Source organism: Ruminococcus sp. YRD2003 (assembly GCA_900109435.1).
Lineage (GTDB): Bacteria > Bacillota > Clostridia > Oscillospirales > Ruminococcaceae > Ruminococcus > Ruminococcus flavefaciens_G.
On sequence record FNZT01000003.1, the window covers coordinates 132911 to 150345 of the forward strand.

At 46.8% G+C, this 17435-nt stretch carries 19 protein-coding genes; 6 read left to right on the forward strand and 13 right to left on the reverse strand.

All coding sequences use genetic code 11. The annotated features are described in order from the left end of the window. Position 1 precedes the first annotated feature (1 nt). From BMX22_RS00635 to BMX22_RS00670, 9 genes are all read right to left on the reverse strand, one after another. Positions 2 to 2395 (reverse strand): endonuclease MutS2, encoded by a 2394-nt coding sequence (locus BMX22_RS00635; RefSeq protein WP_074740497.1) that lies wholly within the window; start codon positions 2393 to 2395, stop codon positions 2 to 4. 22 nt (positions 2396 to 2417) lie between these two features. Further along, entirely contained in the window at positions 2418 to 3335 is a 918-nt protein-coding gene (locus BMX22_RS00640) for a hypothetical protein (RefSeq protein WP_143055449.1), read from the reverse strand. Positions 3336 to 3344: 9 nt separating this feature from the next. Further along, the gene (gene recO, locus BMX22_RS00645) at positions 3345 to 4085 is read right to left on the reverse strand and encodes a DNA repair protein RecO (RefSeq protein ID WP_074740001.1); all 741 of its coding nucleotides are present in this window, start codon (positions 4083 to 4085) and stop codon (positions 3345 to 3347) included. Continuing rightward, complete coding sequence (locus tag BMX22_RS16745) at positions 4039 to 4173, reverse strand: hypothetical protein (RefSeq protein WP_318259664.1); 135 nt, start codon at positions 4171 to 4173, stop codon at positions 4039 to 4041. The genes recO and BMX22_RS16745 overlap by 47 nt, the downstream gene beginning before the upstream one ends. Positions 4174 to 4227: 54 nt before the next feature. Then, the gene (gene era, locus BMX22_RS00650) at positions 4228 to 5121 is read right to left on the reverse strand and encodes a GTPase Era (RefSeq protein WP_074740002.1); all 894 of its coding nucleotides are present in this window, start codon (positions 5119 to 5121) and stop codon (positions 4228 to 4230) included. Next, positions 5121 to 5633, reverse strand: a complete 513-nt coding sequence (ybeY, locus tag BMX22_RS00655; protein ID WP_074740003.1) for an rRNA maturation RNase YbeY — start codon at positions 5631 to 5633, stop codon at positions 5121 to 5123. Before ybeY ends, era begins: the two co-directional genes overlap by 1 nt. Further along, positions 5626 to 6594 (reverse strand): PhoH family protein, encoded by a 969-nt coding sequence (locus tag BMX22_RS00660; protein ID WP_074740004.1) that lies wholly within the window; start codon positions 6592 to 6594, stop codon positions 5626 to 5628. The genes ybeY and BMX22_RS00660 overlap by 8 nt, the downstream gene beginning before the upstream one ends. Further along, positions 6594 to 7109: a hypothetical protein gene (locus BMX22_RS00665; protein WP_074740005.1), complete on the reverse strand. Its 516-nt coding sequence runs from the start codon at positions 7107 to 7109 to the stop codon at positions 6594 to 6596. The genes BMX22_RS00660 and BMX22_RS00665 overlap by 1 nt, the downstream gene beginning before the upstream one ends. Positions 7110 to 7303: 194 nt before the next feature. Next, a complete protein-coding gene (locus tag BMX22_RS00670) occupies positions 7304 to 8050 on the reverse strand; it encodes a hypothetical protein (RefSeq protein ID WP_143055450.1) in 747 nt (248 codons plus the stop codon). 221 nt (positions 8051 to 8271) lie between these two features. On the opposite strand from BMX22_RS00670, the gene gap reads away from it, so the two are divergent. Next, positions 8272 to 9309, forward strand: coding sequence for a type I glyceraldehyde-3-phosphate dehydrogenase (gap, locus tag BMX22_RS00675; RefSeq protein ID WP_074740007.1), 1038 nt, complete (start codon positions 8272 to 8274; stop codon positions 9307 to 9309). A 91-nt stretch (positions 9310 to 9400) separates the two neighbouring features. Here the strand turns inward: gap and BMX22_RS00680 are convergent, their stop codons facing one another. Both BMX22_RS00680 and BMX22_RS00685 read right to left on the reverse strand, forming a co-directional pair. Next, entirely contained in the window at positions 9401 to 9778 is a 378-nt protein-coding gene (locus BMX22_RS00680; protein ID WP_074740008.1) for a zinc-ribbon domain-containing protein, read from the reverse strand. A 47-nt stretch (positions 9779 to 9825) separates the two neighbouring features. Further along, positions 9826 to 10182, reverse strand: a complete 357-nt coding sequence (locus tag BMX22_RS00685; protein WP_074740009.1) for a zinc ribbon domain-containing protein — start codon at positions 10180 to 10182, stop codon at positions 9826 to 9828. A gap of 429 nt (positions 10183 to 10611) precedes the next feature. Here BMX22_RS00685 and BMX22_RS00690 point away from each other — a divergent pair, with 429 nt between their 5' ends. From BMX22_RS00690 to BMX22_RS00710, 5 genes are all read left to right on the forward strand, one after another. Continuing rightward, a complete protein-coding gene (locus BMX22_RS00690; protein ID WP_074740010.1) occupies positions 10612 to 10812 on the forward strand; it encodes an alpha/beta-type small acid-soluble spore protein in 201 nt (66 codons plus the stop codon). Positions 10813 to 10923: 111 nt separating this feature from the next. Further along, positions 10924 to 11250: a hypothetical protein gene (locus tag BMX22_RS00695; protein WP_074740011.1), complete on the forward strand. Its 327-nt coding sequence runs from the start codon at positions 10924 to 10926 to the stop codon at positions 11248 to 11250. 66 nt (positions 11251 to 11316) lie between these two features. Further along, complete coding sequence (locus tag BMX22_RS00700; protein ID WP_074740012.1) at positions 11317 to 13512, forward strand: ATP-dependent RecD-like DNA helicase; 2196 nt, start codon at positions 11317 to 11319, stop codon at positions 13510 to 13512. A 17-nt stretch (positions 13513 to 13529) separates the two neighbouring features. Next, entirely contained in the window at positions 13530 to 14549 is a 1020-nt protein-coding gene (locus tag BMX22_RS00705; protein WP_074740013.1) for a rod shape-determining protein, read from the forward strand. Positions 14550 to 14672: 123 nt separating this feature from the next. Further along, positions 14673 to 15500, forward strand: coding sequence for an Mrp/NBP35 family ATP-binding protein (locus BMX22_RS00710; protein WP_074740014.1), 828 nt, complete (start codon positions 14673 to 14675; stop codon positions 15498 to 15500). A 51-nt stretch (positions 15501 to 15551) separates the two neighbouring features. Here the strand turns inward: BMX22_RS00710 and BMX22_RS00715 are convergent, their stop codons facing one another. After that, entirely contained in the window at positions 15552 to 16283 is a 732-nt protein-coding gene (locus tag BMX22_RS00715; protein ID WP_074740015.1) for a zinc ribbon domain-containing protein, read from the reverse strand. A 139-nt stretch (positions 16284 to 16422) separates the two neighbouring features. Then, a complete protein-coding gene (locus tag BMX22_RS00720; RefSeq protein ID WP_074740016.1) occupies positions 16423 to 17421 on the reverse strand; it encodes a GGGtGRT protein in 999 nt (332 codons plus the stop codon). Between the last annotated feature and the right edge of the window lie 14 nt (positions 17422 to 17435).

The following is a 17435-nucleotide window of genomic DNA, read 5'->3' on the forward strand; positions in this document are numbered from 1 at the left end:
TTTACTTTAGTTCAGCAATAGTTACACCGTCTTCTCCTTCACCAAAAACTCCGAGACGGAAGCTCTTGACGGATGGGTGATTTTTCAGCCGCTTATGGACTGCGGCGCGAAGAAGTCCCGTGCCTTTTCCGTGAATTATTGATATCATTGATATATTTGACATAACGGCCTGATCAATGAACTGATCGAGCTGATAGATACCGTCGTCACAGGCACAGCCGCGTATATCAAGTTCCATTTTGCCGTGCCGTTCTGATTTTATCACGCCGACTCTGCCTGTCTTGCGCTGATTCTTTACAGGCTTGCTGCCGACAGTGACTTTCGGCGGTTCTTCCAGACGAAGACGCGAGATGTTCATTTTAGTTTTCATTACTCCCATTTGCACGAAGACAAAATCACTTCCGTCAGGGTCGCCTGAGACGATACCCTTGCGTCCGAGGTCAACAACGAAGACGGTGTCTCCCCTTTTTAGCTTGCGCGGAAGAACATAGCCCTCGTTCGGGTCACCTCCCGTGATGGGATTAGCAGTGTCGTACATCTTATTGAAACTCTGCTTGGAGCGTGATTTCATGCCCGATACATTGACACTGAAATCCTTTTTGTCCTTCTCCTTGCGGAGCTTTTCGAGCTCGTCGATGAGCTCATTGGATTCAGCTTTCGTCTGCTCGATGATAGTCATCGCCTGCAAACGCGCCTTTTCGAGAAGATCGGCTTTGTTTTTCTCGAGCTCTTCCTTGTCGGCGCGAATTTTCGCTGTATATTCGGCAGCTTCTTTTCGGAGCATCTCAGCCTGCTCCCGCTCGCGCTCAAGTTCTATACGCGAGGCTTCGAGCTTGCCTATGACATCTTCAAGGCGGGTATTAGCGTCGCTGACGAGTCCCCTCGCCTCAGCGATTATGTCCGCGGGCATACCGAGGCTCTCGGATATAGCGAATGCGTTGGACTTGCCCGGTGAGCCTACAATAAGCCTGTAAGTGGGCTTTAGCGTTTCAATACTGAACTCACACGACGCATTTTCTACGTTCGGGGTATCAATCGCGAATACCTTCAACTCTTGATAATGAGTAGTCACCATAAGCCGCGCACCGTTGCAGATAAGTCGCTTGATTATGGAAACGGCGAGCGCCGCTCCCTCGACAGGGTCGGTGCCCGAGCCAAGCTCGTCGAGCAGTACGAGTGAGTGCTCATCTGCTGTGCCGAGAATTTCGATGACCTTATTCGTGTGCGATGAGAATGTTGACAGATTTTGTTCGATGCTCTGACTGTCACCAATGTCAACGAGGATATTCTCGAATACAGATATCCTGCTGCCGTCAGAGACAGGTATGAGAAGCCCGCACATCGTCATGGCGGCGAGTAGCCCTGCTGTTTTCAGCGCAACAGTTTTACCGCCCGTGTTCGGACCTGTTATGATGAGTGCCTGATAATCCTCGCCAAGCGACAGGTCTATTGGCACTGCCTTTTTGCTGTCGAGCAGAGGGTGGCGTGCATTTTTCAGACTTATAATGCCGTCGTCTGTGATGACAGGCATGGAAGCTCGCATTTTTGCGGCAAGCTCCGACTTTGCGAAGTAGAGGTCGAGCTCGGCGCAAATCTTATAGTTTTCACAAAGGACGTCCGCATAGTCCCCGCACTCACGGCAGAGTTCACGGATAATGCGCTCTATCTCCTCCTGTTCCTTGCCTTGGAGGATGCGTATATCATTGTTAGCCTCCACAACAGCCATTGGCTCGATGAAGATTGTCTGTCCTGTGGCGGAGGTGTCATGCACAAGACCACTGACCTGTCCGCGGTATTCCGATTTGACAGGCAGCACGAAGCGTCCGTCGCGGATAGTGACATTGCTCTCCTGCAAATACTGCTGGGTAGTCTTGTTTTTGACCATCTTGTCGAGCGTTTCGCGGAGCTGCATTCCAGCCTTGTTTATCTTGCGACGGATAGCGGCAAGCTCAGGACTTGCGGCGTCGGCGATCTCGTTCTCGGAGATTATTGAGCGGTCAAGCTTCTCGAGAAGCCAGTCGTTCGGTGCGAGCTGCGAGAAAAGATAGCTGAGCTCGGTCTCGACGTTCTCGCAGGAGCGATACCAGTCGAAAAGGCTCTTTATCTGACGGAGCATCGCGGCGATGTCCATGAGGTCGCGGAGAGAAATCACCGCTCCCGATTTCGCGCGCTTTGCCGCAGTGGATATGTCCTTGAAATTCGTGAACGGAGGAAGTCCGAATTGTATTGAGAGCTCCAACGCCTGATTGGTCTTGGTGTTCTCATAGCGGACGCGTTCGAGGTCGCTGTCGGGGCGCACTTCAAGAGCCATACGCCTTGTCTCGTCATTGGAGGCAAGCTCCACGAGCATTTCAAGTATTTTATCGAGTTCAAGTGTTTTCAGGTATTTGTTCATTTCAGTAATTTCAGCCTTTATGTTATTCATACTTTAATGCAGTATCGGGTATTTCGAATTCACGAAGATACTCATATTCTGTCACGGTGCTTATAACACCGCTTGACTTGTCAATCTCATATACTCGGCGGCTGAGAAAAGCGGTATCGTTGATGTTGTAGTCACCGCCGCAGTGTCCGACCTCATAGTATGAGAAGCGTATACAGTCGTCCAAGTCGATGACCTCGGGATAAACGACGATCTCATGTGAAGGTGAGATAATATGGCGGAAAAGAGACATTGCCTTTCTGACCCCTTCTGCTGTCATCTCACCTGTGTATATGTATTTTCCATCATCAAGAAGAATGATTTTCGGGTAAACGAAGCGTATTGCTTTATGAGAGACGTTCGAGTACTCATCTTCGTCATTTTTCCATTTTGTTGTCAGAGTATAGCGAAGTGAGTATTCGGAGTAATCGTCGTTTTCTCCGCAGAATAAACTTTCAACATCACTGTATTCATTGTACGCAACGACGTAGCTGACATCTCCCTGTATATTCTCGTGACCGTCTGTTTGAGCGGCAAGATGATTTCCGATGAATCCTTTGAGGTCATCTGCATAGTTGGATGTCGGTACAACATATGATACCCACTCATGACAGTCAGGCTTATCAATGAGAGAAATATCAAAAAGTTCTATATCATCATAATTGGTCCTATTGATACTTTCCTCAGCTATTTTTTGAAGTAAACTATCCGACATGGATATTGCTTCCTCAGCAGATTCTAAGGAGTATCCCTTTTGCTCGTCATCATATTCTGTCTCTGTTTCAGTGGAAGGTTCTGTCGCGGTTTCGGCTGTCATCGCAGTGGTGGGTTCATTCACCGAACTGCTTCTTGCTTCAGAAGCGCAAGACACAAGTGACGCCGCACAGATAAGAGCAAAAACTATTCTTTTCATAACAACATTTCAAAAGAGACCGTGGTAAAAGTCGAGAGTTTTGAAGTTCCTCTCAAGGTGGGTGAGGAGGTAATCCTCCGTGAATGCGGCGAGCTTATCCCCTGCCCTGTCTGATACGCGGAAATTGAACAGCCTGTCGAAGTCTGCGAGCACGATATGACGTATCGCCGAAAGTTCGGGAAGCCGAAGCTTCGTCCATTTGCCGCCGTTGTCATCGAAGCAGTCAGAGCACAGGAAACCTCCGTCCTCTACCGAGAAGTACAATTCTTCAGGTTCAAACACTCCGCAGCTTTTGCACGCGAGCACATCGGGCATATAGCCTATCTCGGACATCAACCGAAGCTCGAATATGCTTTTGAGAAGCTGTTCACTGCGAAGTTTCTTCTCAAGGCAGTGGAGGGTGTTAAGCGTCAGCCGCAGAACATTTCCACTGTCAGTGCGCTCGGATATGCAGTAGCGCAGCACTTCCGAAAAATAGCTCGCGAGTGACAGCGCTGTGAGCGAGCTGCGCAGGTCGTAAAAAATATGTATAGGCTCTGCACTGTTAAGGTAGAGCCTGTCCTTTCGCTTATCGCAGCAGAAGCGTGAATATGCAAAAAGCTGCGTGGAGCTTCCTGACTTACCGTTTATCTTGCAGGCTCCCTTCACTGACAGCTCTATCACGCCTTTTTCTTTTGTCAGAACATCAACGAATCTGTCCTGTTCACCTATGGGACGTTCCTTCAGGACTATCCCCTCTATTATCATCATGGAGCGTATCCCTCTGCGCAGAATAGCGCAGATAGTCACTGACTCTGCCTGTCTCTGCGAATTTGTTCCAAAGTATATCTTCAGTCATACGAGCACCTCCGCGAAGCTATTATCTGCTTCGTGAGGGCAGCTATACGAGTAATTATTTGTCTGAAAGTCCGAAGCTTCGGATAAGACCTTCACGGTTGCGCCAATCTTCTTTGACTTTTACCCAGCATTTCAGATTGACCTTTATCTGGAAGAAGTCTTCGAGCTCTATTCTTGCGGCAGTCGAAGCCTTTTTCAGCATCGCTCCGCCTTTGCCGATGACTATACCTTTATGTGATTCCCGCTCACAGTAGATCACTGCCGAGATATCGAGGATATCCTTGTCATCGCGCTCGGTCATCTCCTCTACACCGACAGCTATGCCGTGTGGGACTTCGTCTTTCAGGAGTTCAAGGAGTTTCTCGCGTATCATCTCTGCGGCGAGCACCTTCTCGGGCTGGTCGGTTATCATATCATCGGGAAAAAAATGAACTGATTCTTCTGAAAGTCCGATGAGCTCATCAAGTACGATGTCGACACCGTTGTTTTCGGTGACGCTTACGGGAATGACAGCTTTGAAGTCGCACTTTGAAGTCAGCTCCGCGATAACGGGTGCGAGCTCGTCCATATTCTTCAGAAGGTCTATCTTATTGAGGACGAGTATGACAGGCATCTTCGAGACATTGAGAGAATTCAGAAGAGCGAGCTCCTGCTCATTTATCTTTTTGGTGCAGTCCTGCACGAATATGACGGCGTCAATGTCGCTTACCGATTCTTTGACCGTATTGAGCATATGCTCACTGAGCTTGTTCACGGGCTTGTGGAGTCCGGGGGTATCAAAGAATACAAGCTGAACATCGTCTATGTTGCGTATGCCTGTGATACGGGTGCGGGTAGTCTGTGGCTTACTGCTGACGGAGGCTATCTTCTCGCCTACCATAGCGTTAAGAAGTGAAGACTTTCCTGCGTTGGTGCGTCCTGCGATAGTAACGAAAGCTGTTCTCGGCATTAGTCGTTTTCTCCCTGTGTAACGAAAGTGACGTCGCGTGAAATACCGAGTTTCTCGAGGACAGATTCTTCTTTTTCTCTCATTATGCGCTGGTCGAGCTGGCTTGTTTCGTGGTCGTAACCGAGCAGATGGAGCATTGAATGAACTGTGAGGAATCCTATCTCGCGTTCGAGCGAATGGCCGAAGTTCTGAGCCTGCTTAACAGCTGTTTCGAGCGATATAACAACATCTCCGAGCTGTACCGCTCCTGTTTCGGGATTGACCTCGACAGTTCCGTCCTCACCAGTGAGCGGGAAGGAAAGGACGTCGGTAACACTATCCTTATTTCGGTAGATCTTGTTAAGGTTCTTGATCTCATTGTTGCTTACAAAGGAAACGCTGACCTCGGCATCCTTGCCGAAGTTCTCAGTCGTAAGGACAGCCTGACAGCATCTTCTTATAAGAAGACGGATGCCGACGGGGACTTTCACCTCTGACTGATTGTTTCTAACGTATACCTTAAGCTTAGGCATGATTTTTTCTCCCTTCGTTAAATTTTTCATATGCCTTGATGATGTCTTGTACGAGTTTATGACGTACAACATCCTTTTCAGTGAATCTGTGAATATCTATGTCTTCGATACCCTTGAGTATCTTCATAGCTTCTACAAGTCCTGATTTTCGCGCATCGGGAAGGTCGATCTGCGTAATATCGCCTGTGATCACCATTCGGCTGTCGCTGCCGAGACGCGTCAGGAACATTTTAATCTGTTCAGAAGTGGTATTCTGCGCTTCGTCGAGAATGATGAATGCCTCATCGAGGGTACGTCCGCGCATATAGGCGAGCGGTGCGACCTCAATAATGCCCTTTTCCATATATCGTGCAAAGCTTTCAGCTCCGAACATATCGAAAAGCGCGTCATACAGCGGGCGGAGGTACGGATCAACCTTGTCCTGCATATCGCCCGGGAGGAAGCCGAGCTTCTCGCCTGCTTCCACAGCAGGACGTGTAAGTATAATTTTCTTGACCTTGTGCTCGCGAAAAGCTTTGACAGCCATTGCCACGGCAAGATATGTTTTACCTGTACCTGCGGGCCCTATTCCGAGCACGATCGTATTATTCTTTATTGAATCGAGGTAGCGTTTCTGTCCTACTGTTCTCGGACGAACTATCTTGCCCGAGGAAGTCATACAAACACCGTCGCCGCCGAGCTCCTCGAGCTGCTGCTCGATACCGTCCGCGACCATAGAAGTGACGTAGCGTATAGTCTGTTCGCTCAGGGGCTGTCCGCGTCCGCTCATTTTAAGCAAAGCTTCAACAGCCTTAGCGGCATCGGTTGCGGAAGGTTCATCGCCTATGACCTTGATATTGCCGTCCCTGCTGACGATGTTGACGTCATACTGTTTCTTTATATTGGCAACATTGCCGTCAAGCTGACCGAACAGCGCAGAAAGCTGCTCGTTGCTTTCGACTGTTACTATCTTCTCAGCCATCAGCACTCCACCTTTCGTTCATCGGGAAATGCGCCTGCGTCAGCGAGTGCCGCATTAGAGTAGGCATGGTCGGAGGTTACTTCACGCAGCACATTGATGTTATCGGGAAAAAGTATACGCTGCTTTTCACGGAGCAGTTCAAGTTCCAGAATAGCGAATCTGTCGGAGAAGGAATAGCAGTCAAGCTCAAACATTTGCCCCATATAATCAAAAGCATAGCGTGTCTTGTCGACAGGAACGCCCTTTGATTGTTTTAAAAGCTCAGCGTATTCGTCGGCAGAGATGGTACGTTCGTTTTCCACACGTACCGACGCAGAACAGAAGTGCTTTTCTGTATACTTATAGGTGATAAAGCCGTTCTCGATGATCCTTCTTACACGACGCTGAGAATCGCCCTCGCCATTTGAAAGATAGGTCTGTAATATTGAGGCGCTGCGCCTGACGTCGAGGATATCGGTATCAGGGTATTCAACAAGAAATTTTCTTTCGATCTCTAAGTGTTCCGTTTTTTTCACACTCCAAAAAATGATAGATAATGTCTCAAAAAGGGCGTGATCAGCCCTACAGACATAAGCTTACAAATACATTATACAACAGTTTTTGCATAATGTCAACAAAAAAATGCTACTACCCCATGAACAAAATGATAATTGTTCATAGTTTTTTTATATAGCGCTATATTTCAACATTATTTCAACAATTATATAGGTCACTTATCATCAAAACTTGTCGGGAGGTCTCCGAGCATGATTCTGTATTGGGAGAAAAGCTGCGATTCGTATCCGAGTTCGATGGAATGGAGTTCGGAATCCGAGGAGACAATGTTCTCGATAAACGAAAGCGTCATTCCGCTCTCTGAACCGCTATATTCTGCGCTGATACGCTCTGCAAGGAATTTTAGGATATCATCGTTGTAAGAGTATGAAAAATCGCCGTAACAAATATGATTTTGTCTTTTGCTGTCTATAACATTTGCGATTACACAGACCATTCCGTTTGAAACTCCGTATTCGAGCCGTATCTTTTTCGCTCCGTTGAGAATGGCTGTCCTGATATACGAGAGCAGAATATAGGTAAGAATATCCTTTGAGGTGTTAATAAAATGTATATCAGATGATACTGATTCAAATATGCACAATCCGTCAAGTATGTCGCCGCATTTCTTAATAAAGCTGTTGAGAAATTCGTTTAACTCAACCGTACAAAGCGAGGGTGTCCCCTTGATAACGCCTGTGAGCATGGAATACAGTTCGGATATCTGCATAAGACGTCCGCACATGGCGATTATTGTTTCTGTCTCTTTTTCAAGCGCAGCACCTTCGGTCGCCTTATTATTGATAAGCTCGCTTTCCGCTGAAATGGTGGTAGCAACAAGCCGTATGAGCTCATCGTTCATAGCTAAATAATCTTTGATCAATGGATTGTTAAATAAATCGGTCAGTTGGTTATCGCTCAATTTCAACACCTCCCTCATTATAGTATTATACAACATTTTTTCACAAAATGGAATAGCTTTTCTGGCAATTATTATGACGTAATAATTAACAACAAATCAAAGCTCTTTTTGTGCAAACTGCAAGTTTATAAGATTTCCTGATAATTTTTTATCTAACCACTTGCAAAATTATCCTGAGTGAGTTATAATATAAATATAAATTTTTTAGGAGGTATTTTCCCATGTCAGTTAAAGTTGCTATTAATGGTTTCGGTCGTATCGGCCGTCTTGCATTCAGACAGATGTTTGATGCTGAAGGTTACGAGGTAGTTGCTATCAACGACCTTACAAAGCCCTCTATGCTCGCTCAGCTCCTCAAGTATGATACAGCTCAGGGCGGCTATTGCGGTAAGATCGGTGAGAATCTCCACACTGTAACTGCTGATGACGAGGCAGGTACTATCACAGTTGACGGCAAGACTCTCAAGATCTATGCTGAGAAGGACGCTGTAAACTGCCCTTGGGGTACACTCGGTGTTGACGTTGTTCTCGAGTGCACAGGCTTCTACTGCTCTAAGGACAAGTCTCAGGCTCACATCGATGCAGGTGCTAAGAAGGTCGTTATCTCTGCTCCCGCAGGCAACGATCTTCCTACAATCGTTTACAGCGTAAACGAGAAGACTCTCACAAAGGATGACAAGATCATCTCTGCTGCATCATGCACAACAAACTGCCTTGCTCCCATGGCTAAGGCTCTCAATGACTATGCTCCCATCCAGAGCGGTATCATGAGCACTATCCACGCTTACACAGGCGATCAGATGATCCTTGACGGTCCTCACAGAAAGGGCGATTTCAGAAGAGCTCGTGCAGGCGCTGCTAACATCGTTCCCAACAGCACAGGTGCTGCTAAGGCTATCGGCCTTGTTATCCCCGAGCTCAACGGCAAGCTCATCGGCTCTGCTCAGAGAGTTCCTGTTCCCACAGGTTCCACAACTATCCTTACAGCTGTTGTAAAGGGTGCTAACATAACTAAGGAAGGCATCAACGCTGCTATGAAGGCTGCTGCTTCCGAGAGCTTCGGCTACAACGAGGATCAGATCGTTTCTTCCGATGTTATCGGCATGAGATTCGGTTCTCTCTTCGATGCTACTCAGACAATGGTTGCTGAGATCGGTGATGGTCTCTACGAGGTTCAGGTCGTTTCTTGGTACGACAACGAGAATTCTTATACATCTCAGATGGTAAGAACTATCAAGTACTTCGCAGAGCTCGGCTAATAGCTGAAACAATGAAAAAATAAGGGCGTTCCTTCGGGAACGTCCTTTTTTATACGAAAAAGCGCTCCGAAATTTAGGAGCGCTTTGTAATTCAGAACAATAAAGAGACTATTGCATTATTGTTTCCAAGTCCATATTCAAATCCTTGCGAATAGCCCGTATTATACCAATGTGACCTGAAGAATAAGGGTATAATACTGATACAGCATCCGAGAAGGAACCATACTGCCCATGCGATTATACCTGCCCACAGGTATTTCTTGCCGACTGACTTGTTGCCTTTGTTGATCTCGATGATACCGAGTATGATGCCCACTATCGGGAAAAATATCGAAAGAGCAATAAAACCTCCGTTAGCTTTCTGTTCGGTCTCGGGCGTATTGTATGAGTTGTTGTTAAGAGATGCACCACAGTTCGGGCATACTACTGCGAGGTCTGATACCTCGTGGTTACAATTGGGACAAATCATAATAAACCTCCTGAATTATATATCATATGGAGAAACCTCCAATATGGTCACTGTGGTGTGGTACCGAAAAGAAGAAGTATGATGAACGGAAGCGCACACATAAGAATAGTGAAAATCGTTATGACAACTACCCAGAATACCATTCCGAGAACTGCTCCGATCAGGTAAGCTTTTCCGGCTTTCTTCTTACCTTTTCCGGATTCGATAGCGCCGTATATTATACCGAACATCGGTATGAAAAAACTGAGCGCTGTCATTCCCTTGCTTGCGGGTTCATTCGGGTCGACAGGAGGCTCCGGCGTTTTCCCGATGCCGAGGGATATTCCTTTAGGAGTTGCCGTTCCGCAATGAACGCAGATCGCAGCGTTGTCATCAACAACGTTTCCGCAGTTTGGACATATCATATTGTTTTCTCCTTTAACCTGTGGCGATTTAAAAATAACTTTGTAACATTTTATCTTTATTCTGTGATAATTGTGTGTTGCGTCAGTGTTCGGACAGTGAAACAAGAACTTGCTTGTATGATAATTGCTGATAATCAAAAACAGCCGCATAAACGGCTGTTTTTGATATCCATATTAGATCATTAATTGATACGCCTTTTTAAGGTATATCATCCCCTCATATAAATATTTTATCATAATTATACATCATTATCAAGAGTATTTTTACACAAAAGCTAAACACATTTTTTTCTGTTTGCCTAAAAACAAGTAAGCGGCATCTTTTTCTTTATCATATCGGTAAGGAGACAATTTCCAGTTATATTACAGATCGTTCGAGTTATAATACTATCACGGCATCAACAATTCTACTCGAAGGAGATAAATGAAATGAGCAATAACAATAGCAATAATAACGGCGAAATGACACAGAAGGGCAGAGAAGCCCTCGAAAGATTCAAGATGGAGTCTGCAAGTGAGCTTGGTGTAAACCTCAAGCAGGGTTACAACGGTGACCTCACATCTCGTGAGGCTGGCTCTATCGGCGGACGTATGGTCCAGAAGATGATCAACTCTTATAAGATGCAGTAACGGATTCGGTCCGACGCACCCTCATAAGCCGAAGGCGTAAAACGCCTTCGGCTTTTCTGTGTCATTTGTTGCGATGTAAGCATACAATATAAAAAACTTTGGAGGTCACATATGGACGGTATAATAATCACAGCCGCTGTCATTCTTGCGGTAATATCTCTTATCGAAGTTGTCACTTTTTTTCTTTCAGTCCCTTCGAGCTCTGCTCCTGCGTACATATCTGTCCTTCCGGTATTTGCTGAGGACGATAAGTTAGCCGAGCGTCTCGAATACCTCTCGATGAAAGGCTGCGGCCGAAGACGAGTCGTTCTTGTGGATTATTCGGCGACTCCGCGACAGGCAGAGCTTTGTAACAGTTTTGTACACAGCTCGCCTGACGCGGTATATATCCCCTGTTCCGAACTGGAAATATTTTTCATCGGTATATTCGGTCGTTAACTGTTGCAATTTTTTTTGTTGTATGATATAATTGATAATGTATGAATCCACGGAAGGAGAATCGTAATGGCAGGGGAAGTACTGCATATCGAAGGCTCAGTCGAGACTGTGCTCTATAAGAACAGTGCGAACGGATATGCTGTGCTTGACCTCGACGCGGGCGGTGAGCTGATAACTGTTGTCGGGGCACTTGGTGAAGTAGAAGAGGGAGAGATACTTATTCTCGAGGGAAGCTATGAGACACACCGAAAGTTCGGCACGCAGTTTCGTGCGGAATACTGTGAGCACAAGCTCCCTGATACCGTGATAAACATAGAAAAGTACCTTGCCTCGGGAGCTATCAAAGGCATAGGTCCTGCGCTTGCGAAGAGAATAGTCGGCGTTTTCGGTGAGGATACGCTTGATGTTATAGAAAATGACCCGTACAGGCTTGCTACCGTCAAGGGTATCTCCCGAAGCAAATGTGCCGAAATATCCGATGAGGCACGCAAGCTCTTCTCACTGAGACTGATAATGTCGTTCCTTTCGCAGTATGACGTCAAATCCTCATTCGCGATGAAAACGTTCAGACATTTCGGTCCAGACGCTATAGAGCTGATTCAGCACGACCCATACGTCCTCTGCAATGATGCGGTCGGGCTTGATTTCAACAAAGCCGATTCAATTGCTCACGATATGCATATCGACAAGAATGCGGATAACCGTGTTATTGCGGGCGTTCAGCATATACTCAAGGCAAATGCCGCCAACGGTCATTCGTGTCTGCCGCTCGACGTGCTCGTGAAGCTGACTACTCCCGCTCTCGATATTTCCGAAAAGGATTTTTACAAGTCATATAATTCGGCTCTCGATGATAACGAGCTGTTTGAATACAAGAAAAATGAGCGTGAATATGTCTATCTTCCTGACTACTACTACGCTGAACAGTTCATCGCAGACAGGATACACGTGCTCAAGGACTTCACCTCGCCCGAGGACTTCAACTACGATTCTCTTATAGATATCGAGGAGGAGGAAAAGGGCATAAACTATGAAATGCTCCAGAGGCAGGCTATAACGACTGCTATATCCCGCGGATTAATGGTCCTGACGGGAGGTCCGGGTACAGGTAAGACTACCACGCTCAATGCGATAATCTCAATATTCGAGAAGCGCGGGGACAAAGTCCTGCTCGCTGCTCCGACAGGAAGAGCAGCGAAGCGAATGTCTGACCTCACCGGCTACGAGGCAAAGACGATACACCGCCTGCTTGAAGTTGTGTACGACAATTCGGATATACCTGTTTTCGCCCATAACGAGAACAATCCTCTCGACTGTGATGTGCTCGTCATAGATGAGATGTCAATGGTCGATTCGGTATTGTTTGAGAAGCTGCTGCGCGCTGTAAGACTCGGCTGCAAGCTCATAATGGTAGGTGATTATCACCAGCTCCCCTCTGTCGGAGCAGGCAATCTTCTTGAGGACATCATTTACAGTGGGGTTGTTCCTGTGGTACAGCTTACAGAGATATTCCGCCAAGCCAAAAAGAGCTGTATCATCACAAACGCACACAAAATAGTATCGGGCGAGTATCCTGACCTTACCCGAAAGGATAGCGACTTCTTCTTTATGAAGCGTGATGACTACGGTCAGGCGGTCGACCTAATTGTCGACCTTGCAAAGCGCAGGCTCCCTAAGGCGTACAACTACTCCCCTGTTGACGATATACAGATAATTACGCCGTCGCGGAAAAGTGCCGTGGGTACCGTTGAGCTGAACAAGATATTGCAGGACAAGCTCAATCCCGCAGAAAACGGCAAGAATGAGTACCGCGGCTTTGTTTACATATACCGTACGGGAGACAAGGTGATGCAGACCCGCAACAACTACGACATCGTGTGGAAAAAAGGCGACGAACAAGGAGCAGGCATCTTCAACGGCGATATCGGCAAGATTGTGGCTATCGACTACCCTACCCAGTCTGCGAGTGTGGATTTCGACGGACGTATCGCTTCTTATCCATTCGATACGCTCTCTCAGCTTGACCTCGCATATGCTATTACCGTACACAAGAGTCAGGGCTGCGAGTTCGAGGCGGTGATAATCCCCGTCATGAGCGGTTTTGAGAAACTCAGTTATCGTAATCTGCTGTATACGGCGGTCACACGTGCTAAAAAGCTCCTTATACTAATCGGCTCGGAAGAAAAGATACAGCAGATGGTGGACAACAATAAGAGAACAAGGCGGTATACCTGCCTGAGAGATATGCTGAAAAGCAACTGAAAGAAAGGATAGATGATATGGCAAATACTGATATCGGTATCGACCTCGGTACCTCGAATATCGTTATGACTATGGGCAAGAAGGGCGTCGTGCTCAGTGAGCCGTCAGTTATCGCCTATAATACGCGGACTGAACGCGTGCTTGCTGTCGGCAGGGAAGCCTATGAAATGATAGGACGGAATCCCGAATACATATGCGTTGCACGGCCTGTGTGCGACGGAGTTATCTCGGACGATGACCTTGCTCACAGTATGATACGCGAGTTTATACTCAAAGTCACGGGACATCAGCTCCTCAAGCCGAGAATAATCATTTGTATCCCCTCGTTCATCACCGACATTGAGAGCCGTGCTGTAGTCGATGCTGCAAAGAGCGCAGGTTCACGGCAGGTCTATCTCATACAGGAGCCTATCGCTGCTATGATAGGTGCGGGAGTGAACATCACAAAAGCAAAGGGGCACATGATTGTTGATATCGGCGGAGGAACCACGGATGTAGCTATCGTTTCCATGAACGGTGTAGTTACATCTCACACGATAAAGACTGCTGGCAACGCCATCGACCGCTCCATCATAAAGTATATGCAGAACAAGTTCAAGCTCCTCATCGGCGAGCGCACTGCCGAGAAAGTCAAGATAGAGCTCTGCAACCTCTATGACCCTAACGATGAGGTAACATATACGGTCAAGGGAAGAAGCCTGCTGAAGGGCTTGCCTGCACAGGTTCAGCTCAGTGAAATAGACCTCTTCAAGGCTATTGAGGACGACACCTTCGCCATTATGGAAGCTATACGCAAGGTGCTCGAGGATGCTCCGCCGGAGCTTGTAGGCGATATCTATGATAACGGTCTGCTGCTCACAGGAGGAGGCGCTCTGCTCGGAGGTCTGCCGCAGCTCATCAAGCGTACTCTCGGTATCAACTGCAATATTGCCAAGGACGCGATAAACTGTGTAGCAAAGGGAACGGGTATGGCGTTCGGCAGCATGACTACCCTGCTTGACGGCTTCGAGACAGCAACTGTATACAAGTACAGATAACACTGCGGTGTGCTGCTGTTATAGCATCATCTCTTGATAAAACAGCGGTTTATTACGGTGGATGTTGCTTTTTCTACATTATTGTGGTATAATAATATCATCACATTTAAAGGAGTAATTCAAATGAGTGAATGTACACACGACTGCTCTACCTGCGGCAGCGACTGCTCAAGCAGAAAAGAGCCTCAGAGCCTCATCGAAAAGCCCAATCAGATGAGTAATATCGGCAAAGTCATCGGTGTTGTCAGCGGTAAGGGGGGCGTAGGTAAGACAATGGTCTCGTCGTTGCTTGCTGTATCAATGCAGAGGCTCGGCAAGAATGTAGGTATACTCGATGCTGATATCACAGGTCCGTCTGTGCCGAAGGCTTTCGGCATACACGAGAAGGCTGATGCCTGCGAGTTCGGAATAATCCCCCAGAAGAGCAAAATGGGTATCGACGTTATGTCCATCAACCTCCTCCTTGAGAACGAGAGCGACCCTGTCGTATGGCGCGGGCCTGTCATTGCGGGAGTAGTAAAGCAGTTCTGGACTGACGTTATCTGGAAGGATATCGACTATCTCTTCGTGGATATGCCTCCCGGAACAGGCGACGTTCCGCTTACGGTGTTCCAGTCCATACCTGTTGACGGTATAGTCATCGTAACTTCTCCGCAGGAGCTCGTTTCTATGATAGTAGAGAAGGCAGTGAAAATGGCTAAGCTGATGAATATCCCTATTCTCGGGATCATCGAGAATATGAGCTATTTTGAATGTCCCGACTGCGGCAAGCGCCACAAGATCTATGGCGACAGCCACATTGAGGAGATCGCCAAGGAGCACGATATCCCTGTGCTGGCGCAGCTCCCTATATGCACCGACCTCGCAAAACACTGTGACAACGGTACAATCGAGCTCTTTGAGGGCAACTGGCTCGATGAAGCTGTTGAGAAGATAGCCGCTGAAAAATAAACGAAAGGCAGTAAGTTGATGACTTACTGCCTTTTTTAATCTATGAAAAAATCATTTAAATAGCATGAAAAATGCAACATCAGACGCCTCAGTGGCTGCTCTGTTTGCAGCTCTTGCTGCTTCCGCTGTATATTTTGCAACCATATGGTTTATTTGCTCTAAGCGATGCTGATGCTTTTCAGTTTCGTACAGATTTATTGCCTCAGTCAGCGTATGAGCACGTAGATTACGGATATACAAATAGATATATGCAAAGGATTCACTGTCGCGATAATCATACGGAAGCCACGAAAGAGCAATGTCGCTTTTCAATTGTTCAAGCACTTCTGTCTCTTCATTGCATTTTTTAAGATTTATCTTCTTGATTCTATTAAAAAACGATACAAAAAGAATGCCGAAGATAATTGACCCTATCCATACACATAAGAAAAATCGAATCCAATTAAAACTACAATCAAGTTTTGCTCTGCTTGCACCATAAATATAGCCTGTAAAGAATCCAATCAGGCTAAAAAAGAAAAAACACCTAAATCTGCAATATTTTCCTGCTTTGCCTGCCTTATGTGAGTACTTTTGTATTTTTATTTCCTGTTCTTTTATTGCGGACATTACTGAAAAGCTGCCTTTTATATTGACCATAAGCTGCTTTTTTTCATCTTCAATTGAACGAGAAGAATGTGCTTGCAAATAATTAGCAGATTCATTACCGTTCAACGCAGTGCCGCAATTGTTGCAGAAGTTGGAGCCATCGGGTAGTTTATACCCGCATTTGTGACAATACATTGTATTTTGCCTCCTAATAATACAAATTACTGAGTTTATTGTACCATGAATACCTATAAATGTCAATATCGGAACTATCCCATAATGCATATAAAAAAGGGCAATGAATTAATCATTGCCCTTTTTTATATGATATATCTTACTTCATAGCCTCTTCAACAGCAACTGCGCAAGCAACTGTTGCACCAACCATGGGGTTGTTGCCCATACCGATGAGACCCATCATCTCTACGTGAGCAGGAACGGATGAAGAACCTGCGAACTGAGCGTCGGAGTGCATACGTCCAAGAGTATCAGTCATACCGTAGGAAGCAGGACCTGCTGCCATGTTGTCGGGGTGGAGGGTACGTCCTGTACCGCCGCCGGAAGCAACCGAGAAGTACTTCTTGCCTGCGTCAACGCGCTCCTTCTTGTAGGTGCCTGCAACGGGGTGCTGGAAACGCGTGGGGTTAGTGGAGTTACCTGTGATGGAAACATCAACGTTTTCCTTCCACATGATAGCAACGCCCTCGCGAACGTCATTTGCACCGTAGCAGTTTACCTTTGCGCGGAGACCGTCGGAATAAGCCTTACGGAATACTTCTTTAACTTCGCCTGTAGCGTAGTCCATCTCTGTCTCGATGTATGTGAAGCCGTTGATACGAGCGATGATCTGAGCAGCGTCCTTGCCGAGACCGTTGAGGATAACGCGGAGGGGCTTCTGACGAACCTTGTTTGCCTTTTCAGCGATACCGATAGCACCCTCAGCAGCAGCGAATGACTCGTGTCCTGCGAGGAATGCGAAGCACTCTGTGTCCTCTTCGAGGAGCATCTTGCCGAGGTTGCCGTGACCGAGACCAACCTTACGCTGGTCAGCAACGGAACCGGGAATGCAGAATGCCTGAAGGCCCTCTCCGATAGCAGCAGCAGCGTCAGCAGCTCTTGTGCAGCCCTTCTTGATAGCGATAGCACAGCCTACAGTGTAAGCCCACTTAGCATTCTCGAAGCAGATAGGCTGGATGCCTTCAACAAGCTTGTAGATGTCAAGACCCTTAGCCTTGCAAACTTCAGCACACTCTTCGATAGAGTTGATGCCATATTCCTTGATAACAGCGAGAATCTGCTTCTCACGTCTCTCATATGATTCAAATAAAGCCATTGTACAAGTCCTCC